General features: G+C 59.7%; 19 protein-coding genes. 6 read left to right on the top strand and 13 right to left on the bottom strand.

Annotation, left to right across the window (positions count from 1 at the left end):
• The 4 genes from ACN0X0_RS01250 (at position 1) to ACN0X0_RS01235 (ending at position 3,719) form a co-directional block, all read left to right on the top strand.
• Complete coding sequence (locus tag ACN0X0_RS01250) at positions 1-903, top strand: ABC transporter permease (protein ID WP_417277683.1); 903 nt, start codon at positions 1-3, stop codon at positions 901-903.
• Positions 900-1,697, top strand: coding sequence for an ABC transporter permease (locus ACN0X0_RS01245; protein WP_417277682.1), 798 nt, complete (start codon positions 900-902; stop codon positions 1,695-1,697). The genes ACN0X0_RS01250 and ACN0X0_RS01245 overlap by 4 nt, the downstream gene beginning before the upstream one ends.
• Before the next feature lie 2 nt (positions 1,698-1,699).
• A complete protein-coding gene (locus ACN0X0_RS01240) occupies positions 1,700-2,824 on the top strand; it encodes an ABC transporter ATP-binding protein (RefSeq protein WP_417277681.1) in 1,125 nt (374 codons plus the stop codon).
• A gap of 91 nt (positions 2,825-2,915) precedes the next feature.
• Positions 2,916-3,719, top strand: coding sequence for a hypothetical protein (locus tag ACN0X0_RS01235; protein ID WP_417277680.1), 804 nt, complete (start codon positions 2,916-2,918; stop codon positions 3,717-3,719).
• A 14-nt stretch (positions 3,720-3,733) separates the two neighbouring features.
• Here ACN0X0_RS01235 and ACN0X0_RS01230 read toward each other — a convergent pair whose 3' ends face one another.
• From ACN0X0_RS01230 to ACN0X0_RS01170, 13 genes are all read right to left on the bottom strand, one after another.
• Positions 3,734-4,531 (bottom strand): alpha/beta hydrolase, encoded by a 798-nt coding sequence (locus ACN0X0_RS01230; RefSeq protein WP_417277679.1) that lies wholly within the window; start codon positions 4,529-4,531, stop codon positions 3,734-3,736.
• 125 nt (positions 4,532-4,656) lie between these two features.
• Entirely contained in the window at positions 4,657-5,271 is a 615-nt protein-coding gene (locus tag ACN0X0_RS01225) for a TetR/AcrR family transcriptional regulator (RefSeq protein WP_417277678.1), read from the bottom strand.
• 6 nt (positions 5,272-5,277) lie between these two features.
• The gene (gene ppk2, locus ACN0X0_RS01220; protein WP_417277677.1) at positions 5,278-6,177 is read right to left on the bottom strand and encodes a polyphosphate kinase 2; all 900 of its coding nucleotides are present in this window, start codon (positions 6,175-6,177) and stop codon (positions 5,278-5,280) included.
• Positions 6,178-6,224: 47 nt separating this feature from the next.
• Positions 6,225-7,157 carry an alpha/beta fold hydrolase gene (locus tag ACN0X0_RS01215; RefSeq protein ID WP_417277676.1) on the bottom strand — a complete coding sequence of 311 codons (933 nt, stop codon included), beginning with the start codon at positions 7,155-7,157 and terminating at the stop codon, positions 6,225-6,227.
• 3 nt (positions 7,158-7,160) lie between these two features.
• Positions 7,161-8,084 carry a homoserine O-succinyltransferase gene (locus ACN0X0_RS01210; RefSeq protein ID WP_417277675.1) on the bottom strand — a complete coding sequence of 308 codons (924 nt, stop codon included), beginning with the start codon at positions 8,082-8,084 and terminating at the stop codon, positions 7,161-7,163.
• Between the two features lie 33 nt (positions 8,085-8,117).
• Positions 8,118-9,005: an ATPase gene (locus ACN0X0_RS01205; RefSeq protein ID WP_417277674.1), complete on the bottom strand. Its 888-nt coding sequence runs from the start codon at positions 9,003-9,005 to the stop codon at positions 8,118-8,120.
• A gap of 68 nt (positions 9,006-9,073) precedes the next feature.
• The gene (locus ACN0X0_RS01200; RefSeq protein WP_417277673.1) at positions 9,074-9,991 is read right to left on the bottom strand and encodes a DMT family transporter; all 918 of its coding nucleotides are present in this window, start codon (positions 9,989-9,991) and stop codon (positions 9,074-9,076) included.
• A 162-nt stretch (positions 9,992-10,153) separates the two neighbouring features.
• The gene (locus ACN0X0_RS01195) at positions 10,154-11,257 is read right to left on the bottom strand and encodes an OmpP1/FadL family transporter (protein ID WP_417277672.1); all 1,104 of its coding nucleotides are present in this window, start codon (positions 11,255-11,257) and stop codon (positions 10,154-10,156) included.
• Between the two features lie 161 nt (positions 11,258-11,418).
• On the bottom strand, positions 11,419-12,318 hold the full coding sequence (locus ACN0X0_RS01190; protein ID WP_417277671.1) for a DMT family transporter: 900 nt from the start codon (positions 12,316-12,318) through the stop codon (positions 11,419-11,421).
• 10 nt (positions 12,319-12,328) lie between these two features.
• Positions 12,329-12,610, bottom strand: coding sequence for a putative quinol monooxygenase (locus tag ACN0X0_RS01185; RefSeq protein WP_417277670.1), 282 nt, complete (start codon positions 12,608-12,610; stop codon positions 12,329-12,331).
• 57 nt (positions 12,611-12,667) lie between these two features.
• Positions 12,668-13,639 (bottom strand): glycosyltransferase family 8 protein, encoded by a 972-nt coding sequence (locus ACN0X0_RS01180; RefSeq protein ID WP_417277669.1) that lies wholly within the window; start codon positions 13,637-13,639, stop codon positions 12,668-12,670.
• A gap of 66 nt (positions 13,640-13,705) precedes the next feature.
• Positions 13,706-15,277 (bottom strand): glutamine-hydrolyzing GMP synthase, encoded by a 1,572-nt coding sequence (gene guaA, locus ACN0X0_RS01175; RefSeq protein ID WP_417277668.1) that lies wholly within the window; start codon positions 15,275-15,277, stop codon positions 13,706-13,708.
• A 151-nt stretch (positions 15,278-15,428) separates the two neighbouring features.
• Positions 15,429-15,722 carry a DUF6477 family protein gene (locus tag ACN0X0_RS01170; RefSeq protein ID WP_226550720.1) on the bottom strand — a complete coding sequence of 98 codons (294 nt, stop codon included), beginning with the start codon at positions 15,720-15,722 and terminating at the stop codon, positions 15,429-15,431.
• Between the two features lie 350 nt (positions 15,723-16,072).
• On the opposite strand from ACN0X0_RS01170, the gene ACN0X0_RS01165 reads away from it, so the two are divergent.
• Positions 16,073-17,221, top strand: coding sequence for a DUF6456 domain-containing protein (locus ACN0X0_RS01165; protein ID WP_417277667.1), 1,149 nt, complete (start codon positions 16,073-16,075; stop codon positions 17,219-17,221).
• Positions 17,222-17,473: 252 nt separating this feature from the next.
• Entirely contained in the window at positions 17,474-18,397 is a 924-nt protein-coding gene (locus ACN0X0_RS01160; RefSeq protein ID WP_417277666.1) for a hydrogen peroxide-inducible genes activator, read from the top strand.
• The last annotated feature ends 124 nt before the right edge of the window (positions 18,398-18,521 follow it).

Genomic DNA, 18,521 nt, shown 5'->3' with positions numbered 1-18,521 from the left:
ATGGCGGCGAGCGACAGGATACGTCGTTTTTTCCGGACAGAGCAGGGGATCGGGATGCTTTTGGTGTCCCCGACGGCACTCTATGCGCTGTTGCTTTTGGCCGTGCCTTTGATCGCGATTTTCGTAATTTCGTTCTGGACACAGACCGGGGTGCGCGATTTCGACACCGCCTTTACGCTCGCGAATTACAAAGAGGCGCTCACCGATCCGCTCTATCGCCAGCTCATGCTGCGCTCTCTTATGGTGTCTGGTCTGGTGACGCTGATCACCGTGGTGCTGGCTTTTCCGATTGCCTATTTCGTGTCTTTCGGGGTGAAGCCGGAGCATAAATCGCTCTGGATTTTCCTGATCACCATCCCGTTCTGGACCTCTTACCTGATCCGTGTGTTCCTCTGGAAAGTTATTCTCGGCTATAACGGGGTGCTCAACTCCGGTCTGAAACTCGTTGGTTTGATTGAAGAACCTCTGTCCTTCATTCTCTATAACGTCAACGCGGTGATCATCACGCTGGCCCATGCCTATGCGCCTTTCGCGATCCTGCCGATCTTTGTCGCGTTGGAGAAAATCGACCGCTCTCTCTTGGAAGCGTCGCGCGATCTGGGCGAGAGCCGGACGATGACCTTTCTGCGGGTGACCCTGCCTCTGGCCGCGCCCGGTGTGGTCGCCGCCGTGCTGATCGTCTTCATCCCGACCATCGGTGATTACGTCACGCCGCGCCTTGTCGGTGGGCCAGGCGGCCTCATGATCGCCAATATGATCCAGACCCAATTCCTGCGCCTCAACAACGCGCCTTTGGGGGCCACTTTGGCGGTGCTCGCGATGTTGATCGTCGCGGTGATTGCCGTGGCCTTCCTGCTCTTGGGCAACCGCGCTGCGGGCGGTAAAAAAGGAGCGCGCAAATGAAATCGCTCAAGACCTATGCGATCCTCTATCTGATCTTTCTCTACGCGCCGATCTTTCTGTTGCCGCTCTTTGCTTTCAACAGCTCGACGATCATCGCCTTTCCGCTGGAGAGCTTCACGACCGAGTGGTTCACCCAGCTTTTGACCCTCTCCGAGATGCATGGCGCTTTGCTCAATTCGCTCAAGATCGCCGTGACCTCCGCCGTGTTGGCGACCACTTTGGGCATTTTCGCCGCCATGGCGGTGTCGCGCTATAGCTTCCCCGGCCAAAAGGGCATCATGGGGTTTATCATGCTGCCTTTGGTGCTGCCGGAGATCATCGTCGCCGTGTCCTTGCTCATCGTCATCCTGCGCATTGGGCTCGACACCGGCGCCTGGTCGGTGATCGCGGGGCACACGCTGATCTGCACGCCTTTTGCCATCGCGATCCTGCAATCGGCCTTCGCCGCTCTGGACCCGTCGCTCGAAGAAGCGGCCTACGATCTGGGCGAGACGCCCGCCTCGACCTTTCGCCTCGTGACCCTGCCTTTGGTCATGCCGGGGATCATTTCGGCGCTGTTGATTTCCTTCACCATCTCGATGGACGAATTCATCATCGCCTTCTTCCTGACCGGCGCCGAGCCGACGTTGCCGGTCTATCTCTTCTCCATGCTGCGGTTCCCGAAACTGCTGCCTGCGGTGATGGCTTTGGGCACGATCCTCGTCGTCCTCTCCATCCTCTTGATCACAATCGCCGAATTTTTCCGCCGCCGGGGCGCCAAGCGCACGGGCAATGACACCGGGGGCTTTCTTTGACTATGGCTGACATGACTGCTGATACACCTCTGATCTCTCTGCAAAACGTCAACAAGCACTATGGCGACTATCACGCCTTGCGGGGCATCAATCTCGACATCCGTCAGGGCGAGTTCTTTTCGCTTTTGGGGCCGTCGGGCTGTGGCAAGACCACTTTGTTGCGCACGATTGCGGGGTTTGAGGATTACGACACCGGCGCTGTGATGATCTCTGACCGGGACATGCGCGGCGTGCCCGCGAACAAGCGTCCGACCAATATGGTGTTTCAGAGCTACGCGATTTTCCCGCATCTCTCCGTTATCGAAAATGTCGCCTTCGGGCTGCGCAAATCGAAGATGTCGAAGACCGACAAAATGCTGGCCGCCGAGGCAGCGTTGGAGATGGTCGGTCTCAAAGGCTACGGCCATCGCGCCGCCCATGCTCTGTCTGGCGGGCAACGCCAGCGGGTCGCATTGGCTCGCGCGCTGGTGTTGAAGCCCAAGGTTTTGCTGTTGGACGAGCCGCTCTCCGCGCTTGACCGCAAGATGCGCGAACAGATGCAGGTGGAGCTGATCAAGCTGCAACGCGAGGTGGGCATCACCTTTATTCTCGTGACCCACGATCAGGAAGAGGCGCTTGTGATGTCCGACCGGATCGCGGTGATGTTCGAGGGTGAAATCGCGCAATGCGACGACCCGGAGGTGCTTTATCGCAAGCCCAATTCGAAACGCGTGGCGGATTTCATCGGGGTGATGAATTTCCTGCCCGCCACGGTCCGGCAAGAGGGCGAAACCTATCTGGCCGAGATCGCCGGGCTGGGCGAAACCGAGATCACCGAGGCGCAATGTCCGGGCGGCGTGCCTCTCCAGAATGACAACAGGGGCGAGGCCACAGTGGGCTTCCGCCCCGAGACCCTGACGCTTTTGTACGAGGGTCAAAGCGCCACCCACCGCGCAGCCCCCGCCGTGGTCGACGAGGTCGTCTATTACGGCGATATGACCTATTACGACGTGCGGTTTGAGGGTGTCGAAAAGCCGGTGCGTATTTCGATGCGCAACATCTTTGGCCGCGATGTTCTGGGCGTCGGCACGAAGGTCCGCGTCAGCTGGTCCCCGGGCGCGCTGGTGGTGTTTGATCAGAGCGCGTGAGGCCCACCGTCAGACGATCATGTTGACCCAATGGATGTTGTCAGCGATATAAGTGTCGTTGATAAGGTTTTTATTCAAAAGGGATTTCAGGATGTGGCGGGCTTTCGGCGTATTGGCTGTATTGGCGATGATTGCAGGTGCGGCAGGCACCCTTTGGTTCAAAACGCCGCTGAGCGATACCTTTCAGATCACGCGTCAGCTGCGGAATGTCCCGGTGCTTGAGGGGTATGAGATTGAGCTTGAATCCTGCACTTTGACTCTCTCCTACGAGAGTGTGGATGCGGATCGCAACAGTGTCAGGGTCATTCGGAGCCTTCTCGACCTGTCGCAATACGACCTCAAGAATGTGCGCATTCAAAGCCTCACCGATGGCAGCGCGATCTATAGCGCCTCGTCGCGTCGGGCCACGCCGGAGATGGCGCGGGAGGCCATGCGTGTGGTGGCGCTCTTGCCCGATAGCTTTTCCAGCAAAGAGACGACGCTGACCCTCTTGGGCGAGAATGGTGCGCGGGAGGTGCAAGAAACAATTGGGGCGGAGAGCCCCGAGGCCTTCAGTCTTGAAGCTGTACGAGAGCTGCTGGCAAAACCGGATCAGACTTTGACCTTTTGGCTCAACAGGTTCGTTCTCATTCCAAGTGAGGGCGGCGAGCCGGGAATTCATCCGGATGCGCCGGATTTTGATCGGTTCGCAACCTCCGTCCTCACCCTCGATCCGCCGGTTTCCACGCTTGTGATGCGGAACTATTTGTCGAAAACCGAAGACCCCACGCGGTTGTTGTCGGGGCAAGTCACGGTTTTCCCTAAACTTGATTTGCAATTCAAAACCCAAGACGATTTGATGGCCTTTGGCCAGCGTCTGGCGGGGTATCAAAGGCGCGTCTGCCCGGTCCGGTAAGGCTGGGGTGTCGCTCAGCGCTGCAACACCTTCGTCACGAACCCCGTCACCGCGCGTTCCAGATCGGGGCGCTTGCCGGTGCCGAGCGTGCGGTTCACCTCGGCGTGGCGATAGTTTGAGCCATCAAATAGGGCGGCATCCGCGCCCTTCGACCGGGCATTTGTGACGAAATTTGACATCGCCGTGGCGTGCCCGTGGGCCTCAGAGGTGATCGCCAAAATGGGCGGCAGGTTTTTGGCCAGATTGTAGGTGGGCGACAGCGCCCCCCATTGATTGCGGTCCGTGAACGCACTCGCGGTGCCAAAGGGCAGGTGGCCCTGATGGGCGCGCGCCAGCGTGATCAGATCGACCGCCCCGCTGTCATTGACGATCACGCCTGCGGGCAGGGGTGTCCAGCCGGTGAGCGCCGCCATGGCCACAAGATGCGCACCTGCCGAGTGGCCCATGACGATCGTGCGTTCGGGCTTGGCGACATTGGCAAAACACCAGTCCATCGCTTGCCGCACGGCTTTGATTTGGCCGGTCACCGGGGTTTTCGGCAGCGTCGGGTAGTCGATGGAGACGAAATCGAGGCTCATGGAATTGACCCAATCGGGTTTCGCGTCCACCGCCTTACGCGAGCCTCTGCGCCACGATCCGCCATGGACATAAATTACGGCCCCACGAGGGTTCGCGGCACGGTAGATGTCCAAATCCTCTGCGCCATAGCTTTTGGTCTCGGGCTTGCCAGCGGCCAAGGCAGGCCAGGGGTAGGCCGCGGCCAGAGCGCTCAACAAAAGGTGGCGACGGGTCAGGGGGCTGTGTTGCGGCATCTGCTCTCCTCACTAAAGCGTTTTTCGTTTAATCTGTTTCAGATTGAGCGGAAAACGTTGCCACACTGAATTGATAGTGCTGCGTTTCTCAAAAATTGAGTGCCTCAAGTTTTTTAAGAAACGCTTTAGTCTTGAGGGATCAACCCCAATCCGCGCAAGTATATGCCGATTCCGGTTTCCAAAAGGTCTTCGGGCGGGAAGGGCACCCGCGCGCCGGGGGTGCCACGGGCAAAAAGCTCGACCACGCCATGCGCCATGGCCCAAACATGCGCCGCGAACATCTGGGGCGGGGGGCGTTTGCCTTCGGGGATTTGTTCCGACAATTGCGTGGCGGCCCGTTCCAACACACCCAAGGCCCGTTCGGCCACGGCGTAGAGTTCGGGCGAGCGCTGCATCGAGATGCCGCTTTCGAACATGGCGATGTAATGGCCGGGGTAGCGGCGGGCAAAGGCCAGATAGGCGCGCCCCACCGCCTCAAAGGACGCAAGCGCCGAGGGCTGGCCGGTGTCATAGGCATAGTCGAGAAGATCGGCGAAGACCTCGAACCCTTGCCGGGCGATCTCGGCGATTAGGTCCTCGCGGCCCTCGAAATGGCGGTAAACGGCGGCGGGGGTGACGCCTGCGGTCTTGGCGGCCTCGGAAAGGGTGAACCCCGTCGGGCCCTTTTCCTCGATCAGCACAAGCGCCGCCTCGATCAGCGCTTGTCGCAGATTGCCATGGTGATAGCCGCGCTTGCTCATTCGGGCTTACTCATCCTCGTCGCCGGTGATCAGCAGGCTCGGCCCGTCGACGATCTTATCGTCGATCTCGCCGATGTTGTCCGCGTTTTTGCCCTTATAGTCGATCTGACACAGGACGGAGCGAATGGCATTGAGCCGCGCGCGGTATTTGTCGTCCGAGCGGATCACGGTCCAGGGCGCGATCTCGGAATGGCTGCGTTCCATGGTCTCGGAAATCGCCACAGTGTAGTCGTCCCAGCGTTTGAGGCCCTCGACGTCAATGGACGAGAGTTTCCACTGTTTCAGCACGTCCTGTTCACGCGCCAGAAAGCGTTTGAGCTGTTCGGCGCGGCCGACGTTGAGCCAGATTTTAAAAAGCTGAATGCCCTCTGAGACCAGCATGTCCTCGAACTCTGGCAGCTGGTGAAAGAACTTTTCGCGCTCCTTGTCGGAGCAAAAGCCAAAGACCTTTTCCACCACGCCGCGGTTGTACCATGAGCGGTCGAACAGCACGATTTCGCCCGTGGTCGGCAGGTGGTCGATGTAGCGCTGGAAATACCATTGCCCGGCCTCGCGCTCGGTCGGTTTCGACAGCGCCACCACGCGGGCGGAGCGCGGGTTCAGGTTCTCGCGGAACCGCTTGATCGTGCCGCCTTTGCCCGCCGCATCGCGGCCCTCGAACACCACGACGATGCGCTTGCCGGTCTCGCGCACATCGGCGAGCATCTTGACCAGCTCGCGCTGCAACAGCTTGATTTCATCCTCGTAGTCGGACTTTTTCATCCATGCGTCATAGGGGAAGGAGGGCGACAGGATCTCTTTCTTGCCGCCGTCTTCGACCGCTTTGCGGATGGATTTCGGCGCGTCTTTTTCGAAATAGCGGGAGATGGCGCCGTCAAAAGGCAGGTCTGAGGATTTATCGGTCATGGCGCATCGCTTTTTCCGTGTTAATCACCTTAACACTATGGGGTTTTTCAGGCCGGGTTGCAACGCGCACCGCTGCGTGACGTGGCGCGTCTCACAGCCTCGACCACAGCCTCCGTCGCCACGTGATGCGGCATATGGCCGATGCCGTCCAGTCGCGTGAGCACATTCGAGGCCACTTTGGCATCAAAGGGCAGGGCGTGGACGTGATCGGGGACGATGACATCCGACGTGCCATGAAGGCTCTCAATCGGCAGAGTTAGACCCGCGTAGCGCGGCACCATGGCGACCATTTCGGCCTTCAAGGCAATGCGTTGGCGGGCGTTTTGACGGTGACGCGGGGGATAGATGGAATTGCGGGGCTGGAAATGGTCGGCGTAGCCCTCGGGGACATCTTGCGGGGCGAAAACCTCGGCCAGTTGTTTGGCAATGATGCCCGGCGTGACCAGCGCGTTGATCAGCTCGGAGGCCCACCAGCCGAGGACAGGTTCGGCGAGTGTGCGGTGCAACAGCGGATGGCCGGTCTCCCAGTCATGGGACGGCGAAGAAACCAGAACCAAAGCCGCCAGATCGTCGGATTGAAGCGCCCATTCGAGCGCCACGGCGCCACCGTAGGACTGACCAAGAACGATGGGCGGGCGACTGTCGAGGGTCTGGATCGCCTCGCGCAGGACGCGGGCTTGGGCGGCGAGGCTTTCTTCTTTCATTCGGGGGCTGTGGCCAAAGCCGGGGCGGTCGATGACATAGACGCAAAACTCTTGCGCCAGCGCGGGCGCGAGGCGGAAACTCATGTCATAGGTCGAGCCAGACGCGCCGTGGATCAAGGCGACGGGCGGGGCGTCACGCTCACCATAGGTCTCGACATGGATCACAGCGCCGGAGCTGGTGTTCACCAAATCGCCCCGGCGTCGTGTCTTGATGGCACGCAGAGGGCCGCGCCGCGCAGGCATCCCAAAGAGGTCTCCAGCCGGTCGCGGTGCCACCGATCAGCTCCCGATGTCTTCCAAACGATAGGGCGTGTCCTGATAGATCGCGTTGATCCAGTTGCCGTACAAAAGATGCGCGTGCGACCGCCAGCGGTTCATCGGGCGCAGCGACGGGTTATCGTCCGGAAAGTAATGTTTCGGCAGGATGATCTCTTTGCCCGCATCCACATCCCTTTGATATTCCTCGAACAAAGTGCCCGTGTCATATTCAAAATGGTTGAAGATATAGAGGGCACGATGCTCCGGGTCCTGCACCAGACAGGGGCCGGTCTCGTCCGATCCCAGGAGCGGCACAAGGCCCGGCACGGCGTCGATTTCGGATTGGCGCATCTCTGTCCAGCGGCTCACGGGGATGTAGCACAGGTCGGAAAAACCGCGCAGATAGGGCGAGCTGGGGGCCAGGTTTTCCTGAAGGAACAACCCAAAGGCCTTGTGATCCAGATCGTATTTCTTCACGCCGTGGAAATAGTTGATCATCGCCATGCCGCCCCAGCAGACGCCGAAGGTGGAAAACACATGGCTCTGCGTCCACTCAAACACCTCTTTGAGCTCATCCCAATAGGTGACGTCTTCGAAGGGCAGGTGTTCGATCGGCGCGCCGGTGATGATCAGCCCGTCGAATTTCTCGCCGGAGGCTTTCACGTCCGAAAACGGCCGGTAGAATTGCTCCATATGCTCGGCGGCGGTGTTTTTAGTCTGGTGCTCGCTCATGCGGATCAGCTGAAAGTCGATCTGCAGGGGCGTCGCGCCGATCAGACGGGCAAATTGGTTCTCCGTCTGGATTTTCTTCGGCATCAGGTTCAAAAGCGCGATCCGGAGCGGGCGGATTTCCTGCGACTTTGCCCGGCCTTCGCCCATGACCATGACGCCCTCGGCGGAGAGCACGTCATAGGCGGGAAGGTTTTCGGGCAAGGTGATGGGCATTTCAGGATATCCTTTTTAGGGCAGGAAGGTAATTTAGGCTTGGGCCGCGCGTTTATCAAGCGCACGTTTCTCAAGTGCGGTGGCGATGAGGGCGGAGAAGTCGTCGGGGCCGGTGATGCGTTTGACGTCTTCGTAATCGAGCGTGATGCCCCAGTTTTTCGCCATGGCCTCGTAACGCGGCTGGCGGTGGTTGAGGGCGCGGGCGTAGGTGTAGCGGATGAAATCGTCGGGGTTGACCTGATCCTCTGTGAGGCCTTTTTCCGAGAGATATTCCGCCCAGATCGCGGCGAGGAATTCGGGCTGATAGGCCATCGGTTTCGGCGCCTTGTCAAAGCGGCGGATCAGCTCTTCTGTGTGGGCCTCGGAGCCTTTGAGCCACACGAGAAGCGCGTTTTTAGAGAGCGCGCTCAGGATCGGGTCATTGGCGTCCTCGGGATCGACCCATTCGCAGATCGAGCCACCGGTGTCGCAGACGAAATGCGGGTAGTCATAGAGCGTCTGCGCGCGGGTGATGAAATGGCTGGTGTCCATCAGGGCGGCTTTTTCGGCGACTTCGAACAGGCTCTGACGGCGCTGGAATTCTGCGATTGGAATGCCGCCCTGTGCCTCCGATCCGGGTTTGCCGAGGAAATAGGAGACTGGCGCGAGGTTGTCGAAGGTGATGTTCGACTTGATGTAGATGCTGTCCGACAGGAATTGTTCGCGCAGGAACGGCTCGCGCATCGCGACTTTTTTCAGATTGTCGTCAATGGCTTCGCCCAGATACCGCGTGCCGATGCGGTAGTCGATGGAGTAGTGATACCATTCGCCCGTGTCGCGCAGCATGTTGGAGATCACGGTTTTTCCGAGACCCGACATGCCGAAAAGAATGAGGCGTTTGTGGTCCGCACCCTGCCACTCTGCCGCTGTGTCGTAATGCATCTGTCTGTTCCTGTTGGTCTCGCCCTGTCGGTCGCGGTGGTGCCATGCCGCGCGCGGCCTCGCAAGTGTTATGCGGGGTTTTGGCGCCTCAGACACGTCAAAACCCGTCCGTCGATGACCAAAAGACCCAATGCGATGAGGCCAAAGCCCACGTAAGCCTGAAGCGAGAGGCTTTCGCCCAGCACGAGCGCGCCCAAGGCGATGGAGACCGGGGCGACGATGAGCGTCGTGAGCGAGGTGTTCCCGGCGCCTGCGAGTTGGATCACCTTGTAATAGATGATGTAGGGCAGGCTAGTTGCGAGGATCGAGAGATAGAAGAGCGCGCCCCATGTTTCGGGGCGGAGCGGGACGGGGGGGAGGCCAGAGATCAGGAACGCTGCGGGCAGGGCAAAGAGGGCCGCCCCCGTGAGCATGCCGGCGGCGGCAACCTCGGGGCGCAGATCGGACAGCATGATGCGCCCGACGCAGTTCGACAGCCCGTAACACATGGTCGCCCCGATCATCGCCAATTGGCCCAAAGAGGTGAGGTCAAAGGACCGAAGCGCCTCGATGCCGATGATGATCACGATGCCCATGACGCCCAAGAGCACGCCGGTGCCCTTGCGCAGGCCGAGCTTTTCATCGGCAAAGATGAGCGCGGCGAACAAGACGCCGAAGATCGCGGTGGAGGCGTTCAGGATGCCCGCAAGGCCCGAGGGGATGTGATGCTGTGCCCAGGAAATCAACAGGAAGGGTACGGCGGAGGTCAGGCAGCCGACAAGGATGAAACGCCAGAGGTAGCGGGAGAAGGCGGGAAGGGGGAAGCCTTTGATCAGAACATAGGCCCAAAGCACCAGCGCGGCGATGGAGACACGACCCGCCACGATCCAGAACACCGGAAGTTCGCGGATCAGGATGGCAACCGAGAGAAAGGAACAGCCCCAAAGGCCGCCCATGGCGAAGAGCCCGGCCCAGGCTGCGGGGGGGATGGTTTTTTGTGGGGCCATGCGGATGGGTCCTTTTGTCTTTCGGGACAAGGTCGCGTGCATCGGCACAGGTGGCAAACCGGAAATTGTGCAAAAGCCCATCACGGTTTCTGATGAAAGTCTTCGTCACGAAAAAAAAGGCCCCGCGAGATGCGAGGCCTTTTAATTGCGTATCCGGTCGGATCAGAAGTGATGCGACAGTTTCAGGCCGACACCGATGGCGGTGTTGTCTTCGAAGTCTGTCGTGTTGCCACTGAGGTCGGTATTTGCATCCCCAACCCAGACATAAGACACCCCACCGGCAATCGCAGTCTGCTCGGTGATCTGGTATTTCAAGCCCGCGGTGATGGATTTGTAACCGTCCTTCGGAGACAGGTTACCCTGAATGCCACCATAGGATTTCTCATAGCCGACAGAGAGCGAGCCGGACCACTGGTCATTGAAGCGACGCCCGACACCGAGGCTATAGGAAATTGTATCGTCGTTGTGATCGACGAGGTTATCATTGACGACACCGGGCGAGCTATAGATTTGCGGCGCAATGACAGTCTTGGTCCACTCAGCCCAGCGTGCGGAGAACATCAACAGGGTGTCGGCGGCGATGCCCGTCTGGAAATCGAAATTGATTGACTGGGGAAGCGTCACGTTCAGCGGTGTGTCCGAGGCGCCACCGGCGCCGCCGGAAAGATCTTCGGTCGCGGTGAAGTCGATGTCGATTTCGGAGTTGTAGGTCAGGCTGGCACGCAGCGCGATGTCCGGGATTTCATAGGCAACGCCCACAAGGTAACCCCAGTCATTCTCCGTTGATGTGTCCAGAGTATAGCCTGCCGGACCAACGGCGGGCAGGCTGACTTCGCCTTCCGTGGTCAGGTTGCGCACACCGCCGTGGACGGAGAACCGATCATTGAACTTGTAGCGCAAAAGGGCGGTGATGGCGACCGTATCCACGGAGGCCGTCGAGCCAGCCACCGGATAGCCTGTGCCTGCCGGGTAATCAACGTCCGCACCGAAGGGTTGGTCAATGATCAGGGCCATAGAGAGCGTGTCTGACAGGTCGCGTTTATAGGCACCTGCCATTTGCGTGTAGGACGGGGCCATGTCGCCAGATTGAAGGGCGCCAAAAAGGTTTCCGGAGACATCCGGGTTGACCGACCCAAAGCTCAGTTCGACATAGGTGCCTGTCTCGAAAATCGGAGCAATGGATTGGCCGGAACGGTCCATGCCACCCGCAAATGCACTGGTAGAGCCGACCGCGAGTGAGGCGGCCAGAAGTGTTGTTGTTTTCATGATCTCCATCCCTGACGAGCACCGAGGCTCGCTTCGATCTAAGTTGTTCGTGTTGAGCGACTTTCCGCTCTTATTGTTCACTCAGCCTAAGCTGCGACAAAATTTCAAGCAATTCTGACGCCACGTCATGATGAAAACGGGGTGATCATGGTTTTTGTGCATCAACTTGGGGTGGAGTGGGCTGACATCCGACGGTTCTCGGCCAAGATGTTGATGTAATTGGCGGAAAAGATGATCGCAGCGCCCAGAAACACCAGCGCATCGAGGCCTTCGCCGTAGAACATCATGCCGATGACGGCGATGATCGGCAGGCGCAGAAAGTCGATCGGCGTGACGATGGAGGCGGGCGCCAGGGACAGCGCCGTGGTCAGACAGAAATGCGCGCCGAGGCCTGAGACGGCCACCACGGTGACCCAGGGCAGATCGATCAAGCGGGGCAGGGCCATGTCGCCGTCGGCCAGCGCGCAGACGAGGCCAAAGCCGAGCTGAAGCGTGACCATCCAGAACATGATGCCCAGAATCGTGACATGGGCCGTGAGCGTCAGCCGCTTGGTGAACAGAGCCGAGGCGGCAAACCCGAGGGCACAGGCCATGGCGGCAAAGATGCCGATGGACAGGCCATCAGCGCCAAAGGGCCGCGCGACGATCAAAATACCAGCAAACCCCATCAAGGAGGTGAGCGCGCGTGTGGGCGTCATCTTTTCGCCCAAAAAAATCGTGGCGCCGAGACCCACGAGGATCGGGTAGGAGAATTCAAGCGCGAAAAGCTGTGCCATCGGGATCAGGGTGAGGGCGTAGAGCCAGAGGTTTTGGCCTGCAAAATGGCCGAGGTTGCGCCCGACATGCAAAGGCATGGCGGAGGGGCGACACTCGCGCAGGCGGCCTTGGGTCACGGCGATGGTCAAGACGATCACGAGGCCGATCAGTGAGCGGTAGCCCAGAATTTCAAAAGTGTCGAGATGGCCGGCGAGCTGGCGCCCGGCCACGGCCATGGAGGAAAATCCCAAAAGCGCGCCGCTCATCCAGAGCGCGGCTTTGATCGGCTGACTTTGCATACTCATTTAAAGGAACTCACGCGGCGCTTTTTTTGAAATTGCGCGCCATATGATGGGTGACGCGCCACCAGTCGGAGCTTTGCGTGCGGTCCTGATGCGCCTCAAAGGCGCGGGCGTCGCGGAACACTTCGGTAACATGAAACTCGGAGGGGCGCACCTCATCCTGCCAGAGATCGAATTGCAGACATCCGGGTTCGGCGCGCGACAGACGGATGTGCTCGGGCAAAAGCGCCAGAACGTGGTCCACCTCATCGGGCGCGCAGGTCATCGTGCCGGTCAATAGCACTTTTCCAGCCATTCGGTTCTCCTCCCAGAGCCTTCACGTGCGGTCTGTGCGCCTTGGAAAACGGGCGTCTCAGGTCGCGAAAGGGTCGTTGCAAAGACGCAGGATGTCCAGCCCAGTTTCCTCCGAAAGCTGCGCAGCCTCTTTGCGCCAATGCATGTGGGCTTGGTGCTGAAAGGGGCTTAGGGGCGTTTCCTCATCTTGGGGCCGCCATGGTTTTTGGCCCCCTGCGAAATGAAGAATGCCGGGGCGTACAAAGGCCTCACGGTATTCGACGCGCATCCTGCGTGGCAAATAGCGTTTTCGGGTTTTGCGCTCTGAAATCAAAAGGTGTTGCAGGTTCCAGCGCATCGGCAGTGTCGCGATTTGACCGGCGAACAGAAAATTGAACCAATCCTGATCGTTATGACTCCAATTCTTATCGATCTTGGTGTTCAGGCAGGATTCGAGATCACAAAGACGTAGGGCTTTTTCCGTGGAGCGCAGTTTCGGCATATCAATGAGGACGATGCCGGTGTTGCAATAGTTGCGCATGGGAATATCGCGTTTGTTTTCATGAAGATGAGCTGCGATTCTGCGCCGCTTGGATTGCCAGAACGGATAAAAGCGCCGGAAGTATCGCCCGCTGTGATAGAGCCTCTGATAGTGGCAATCGGGCGCGGCTGCTATGGCATGATCGCCAAGGGGCGTATCATAGGCCTGAGCGGCGTCATCCACGACCAAAGTGTCTCCGTCGATCACAAGGCTTTTGCACGGCAGGATGTCATAGAGATACAATTGCCAGAAGTTCTGAATGGGAACTTTATGCGCCCACGGGTGATCTGTTCCGGGCAAGTCCGGGTTTTCGATCAGTGTGATCTGGGCTTCGGGGTGGCGTTGTTTCAGGTGGTCGAGCGCCATATGAAATGCAGGAAGGGCCCGGTCGGTCAGGAGCAGAACGTCGCAGGCTCCGCGGCTCTGACGCAGAAGGGACGAGAGCGAAACAAGCGTCGGGAAGGTGTAGCCTGCGTTGAAAACGTAGGAAAAATGCGCGTTGTGAGCCATGGAATATGGGGTGCTTTAAAGACCACATGCCCCAGAAGGGGCATGTTTTGAGTTTCGGTATCTGCGTTATTCCAGCTCGATCGTGCCCGGCGGTTTCGAGGTGCAATCGTAGAACACGCGGTTCACGCCTTTGACCTCGTTGATGATCCGGGTGGAGGTTTCTCCGAGGAACTCGTGGCTGAACGGGTAATAGTCCGCGGTCATGCCGTCGACCGAGGTCACGGCACGCAGCGCCAGCGCATAGTCATAAGTGCGCCCGTCGCCCATCACTCCGACGGTGCGCATCGGCAGGATGGCCGCGAAGGCCTGCCAAATCTCGTCGTAAAGCCCGTGTTTGCGAATCTGGTCGATGTAGACGGCGTCCGCTTTGCGCAGGATTTCGAGCTTGTCGCGGGTGATCTCGCCGGGGCAGCGGATCGCGAGACCCGGGCCGGGGAAGGGGTGACGCCCGATGAAAGAGGCCGGCAAGCCCAGCTCATGACCGAGTGCCCGCACTTCGTCTTTGAACAGCTCGCGCAGCGGCTCCACGAGTTTGAGGCCCATCTTTTCAGGCAGGCCACCGACGTTGTGGTGCGATTTGATCGTCACCGAGGGGCCGCCGGAGAAGGACACGGATTCGATCACGTCCGGGTAAAGCGTGCCTTGGGCCAGGAATTCCGCGCCTTCGATCTGGTCGGCGTATTTCTGGAACACGTCGATGAACAGCTTGCCGATGGTTTTGCGTTTGACCTCCGGGTCAGAGACGCCTTCGAGCGCGCCGAGGAACAGATCGCTCTCATCCGCGTGGATGAGGTTCAGGTTGTAGTTGTCGCGGAACATCGAGACGACCTGTTCGGCCTCATTGAGGCGCAAAAGGCCGTGATCCACGAAGACACAAGTCAGCTGATCGCCGATGGCTTCGTGCAACAGGATGCCGGTCACGGAACTGTCGACGCCGCCGGACAGGGCACAGATGACCTTCTTGTCGCCGACCTGTTCGCGGATTTTCGCGATCATTTCTTCGCGGTAGGCGCCCATGGTCCAGTCGCCTTTGAACCCGGCAATTTTCACGAAATTCTCATAAAGCGTCGCGCCATTCGGCGTGTGGTGCACTTCGGGGTGGAACTGCACGGCGTAGAAGCGACGCTCAATGTCGGCTGTCATGGCGAAGGGCGCGCCCGGCGAGGTGCCGTAAACATCAAAGCCCGGCGCAATCTCGGCCACGTGGTCGCCGTGGGACATCCAGACCTGTTCGCGGCCGGAGGCGTCCAGGAACCAGCCGTTGAAGAAATCGGTGCTTTTGTCGGTCGGCGTCACATAGGCGCGACCGAATTCGGCGGTGGCATGTTCGCCCGCCTCAACACGACCGCCCAGATCGTGCATCATCACCTGCTGGCCATAGCAGATGCCAAGAATCGGCACGCCCATTTCATAGGCCGCTTTCGGCGGACGGGGCGAGCCCTCGCGCATCACCGAATCCGGGCCGCCGGAAAAGATGATCGCTTTCGGATCGAACTCTTTCAGGCTTGCGTCGGTGACGTTCTGATAGGGGTGGATTTCGCAATAGACATTCAACTCGCGCAGACGCCGCGCGATGAGCTGCGTCACCTGAGAGCCGAAGTCGATGATGAGGAGGCGGTCATGGGATGTCTGGGTCATGACTTGCCTTTATGCGCGCGCGGGCCTTGAGGCAAGATGGATTCCCGCCTCGCTTTCGCTGTTGCGGGGTTTGGCGCACAAAAAGGCATGAAAAAGCCCCCGGGACCGCCTTTTTGAAGGGGCGCCGGGGGCGTGGGAGATTGCTTTGGGGTCAGGCGGCGTGTTGTTCGCTTGGGAGCAGGCGCGCCTCGCCCATCAGGGCGATTAAAAGCTCGACATGGCGTTTCACGCTATAGGTCGCGTCGCCCGCGCGGCGGGTCTCCTCGATTTTGGCCTCTTCCTCGATCAGCGCGGAGAGGGCGCGGCTGGGCGAGGGGGCGGTGCTGGTGCGCATCACGCGCTTGAGGTCACGATTGCGGTTGTAGTCGTTCAGGCCAAAACGCGCGGCCCGGATCAAGAGACGGGGGCGACGCAGGGCGTTGAGCAGGGTCGTGACATCATTCATGAGTTTTATCTCCTGTTGTGGTGTGTCGTCACGATGACGACGCATTGATGACACATTTGCACAACCTTAGCGTGTGTTGCGCATTGTTTCCGAAATGCGAACGGTCCTTTCCTCAAGTGTTTAGAAATAGGAAACAATACTGGACAAACGAGGCCATAATTAACCTTTGGGTAACCAATGCAACCCATGGTTGAGGCAAGATTCGGGATAAATTTGGGGATAAAGCGTGGAAAAACGGTGGATAATTTGCTGAGCCGCCGAAACGTCTGCCCCAAGTCTTAACCGTATCACCAATGGAAACAATTAACAGAACTGCCGGGGGAAAGATGCTGGAATCAGGGAAGCCGACGATGAACCAAGGGAGCGCACGAGGGGGGTGCCTGCCGAAATGGGTGCCTCAGGAAGCCAAACGCTATCTTGCACATACGGAAAGCGGAGACACGATCAGGGAACTGGCGCGACAGGGGGGCTGTGCACCCTCCACGGTGATGCGACAGGTCCGCAAGCTTGAGCAAAAGCGCGACGATCCGTTGATCGACGAAGCGCTGGCCTCGCTTAGTCGTCTGGCCCCGAAAGATGCCGATCCCCAGCCTCTCCCCAGCGCGCTGCCCAAAGCCAAGGACATGGACACGATGACAGACAATACCCCGTTCGACGACCCCATGGGGTCCACCCCGCCGGATGACGCGACGATCCATCGCGAAGCGCGCCGCATTTTGCGCCGCCTGTCCGAACCGGGGGCCTGTCTGGCGGTGGCGAAAGATATGGAAAAGGCCGTCGTGGTGCGCGATTTGCCGGACGGGCGCACCACGCGCACCGCCGTGCTCGACCGTCCGATTGCGCAGGCGATGGCGCTAAAGGATTGGATCACCGCGAACGCCAAGGGCAAGATCACGCGCTATACGATCACCTCCGCGGGCCGCGCCGCGCTGCGTCGGTTTCTGGCAGAGGACGAATCCGCTCGTGCAGGGTTTGCCGAGGCCCCGGCACGGTTCGGCGAGATGGACCCGGACTATGATTTCCGGGCGGAGTTCGATCAGGGCGAGAGTCGCAACAAACGCATCCGTTACAACACGGCGGAAAGCCCGGTCATGGTGCTGGCGCGCCGTCGTGACAAAGAGGGCGAGGCGTTTCTTTCGCCGGAACTTGTGGGGGCTGCGGAGCGTCTGCGCGAGGATTTCGAACTGGCCCAGATGGGGGCGGGCAAAGAACAGAATTGGGACCTCTACCTGACGGCGGGGGCGCAAAAGGATGTCGCGGGCAACGTCAACGGCTTTGGCCCCGATGCGGCGCGGGCGCGCGTCGGCGCGGCGCTTTTGGACCTCGGGCCGGGCCTGGGCGATGTGGCGCTGCGCTGCTGTTGCTATCTTGAAGGCATGGAGCAGGCCGAGAAACGCATGGGCTGGTCGGCGCGCTCCGGCAAGATCGTGCTGCGGATCGCGTTGCAGCGGTTGAAGAAGCACTACGATGAGGCGGGGTATAGCAATCTGATTGGGTGAGGGCCGGTCTGGCCAAGGGCCAGATTGAAAGGTCCAGTGGACCTTTCAAAGGCGCGAACGCCCTCGCACGCTTGCGGGGGCCGGCCGGTTCGGGGCTTCGCGCAAACGCTCCAGTGGAGCGTTTGAGGATTTCACGGGCGGAGCCCAGGAGGAGCGCCGGTCTGGCCGAGTTAAGAGCATCCTCATCATTGCAATAAGTTGTCACACCGCCCTCGTTTGATTAGATAAACTAATCAAACGAGGGCGTCCCCCATGCTTACACTCCGACAAATGACCTATTTCGTGGCTCTGGCCGAGCGGCGCAGTTTTTCGGCCGCCGCCGAGGCCGTGCATGTCACGCAGCCCGCTTTGTCTCAGCAAATCAAGGAGATGGAGGCCTCGTTAGGGGCACAGCTGGTCGAACGCCTGCCGCGCGACATTCGGCTGACCCGCGCGGGACAGGTGGTGCTCGAGCGTTGTCACGAAATTCTGGCCCTGACCCGCAATCTCGAGGCCGAGATTCGCCTGTCCAAAGGCCTCACCGGGCGGCTGACCCTTGGTGTCATCCCGACCATCGCCCCCTATCTCTTGCCGCGCGCGCTGACACGGATCAAGGCGGCGGCTTTGGATCTCGACATGCGGGTGCGCGAGGCGCAGACGGCGGAGTTGATTGCGATGGTGGCGGCGGGTCAACTCGATGCGGCGGTGATCGCGTTGCCCTATGACACGCTGGGGCTGATGGCGGAGCCGTTGTTCACGGATCGGTTCTTGCTCGCCGGGTCGCAAGCGCGGATCGAGGCGCTGACGGCGCAAAGCGCCCCGCGCCCAACTGACCTATCCCCAGATACGCTTTTGTTGCTCGATGAGGGCCATTGTCTGGCCGATCAGGCGCTCGATGTCTGCGGCCTCAAACGCACCCGCCAGACAGTGGACCTCGGCGCCTCGTCCTTGGCCACGCTTTGCGGGCTGGTGGCGCAGGGCTTTGGGCTGACTTTTTTGCCGGAGATCGCGCTCTGTTCCGAAATGGCGGCGAGCCCCGATATGGTCGTGCGGCGCTTTCCCGATCCGCAACCAGAACGCACCGTGGCGCTGGTGCGGCGGCACTCGACGGAGGTGAAAGAATGGTTCACGGAACTGGCCGCGCTGTTGAAAGATGCGGGTGAAGAATTGCTTTGTGAGGCGCGTGTTCGCGCCTAAATTTCTCCCCCAATAAACCACTCAGCCCGTTGAACAAAAATGTCTTATAAAAAGAAATCTCGTCGGCAACGATCCCGTTCGAGGTCTGAACGTGCGCAGCCGACGCATTCGTCCTTTGAACTGC

This window comes from Celeribacter sp. (genome assembly GCF_048270365.1).
In the GTDB taxonomy this organism is placed as follows: Bacteria; Pseudomonadota; Alphaproteobacteria; order Rhodobacterales; family Rhodobacteraceae; genus Celeribacter.
Note: the sequence above shows the minus strand (reverse complement) of the source record. Positions and strands in the feature narration are given on the sequence as shown.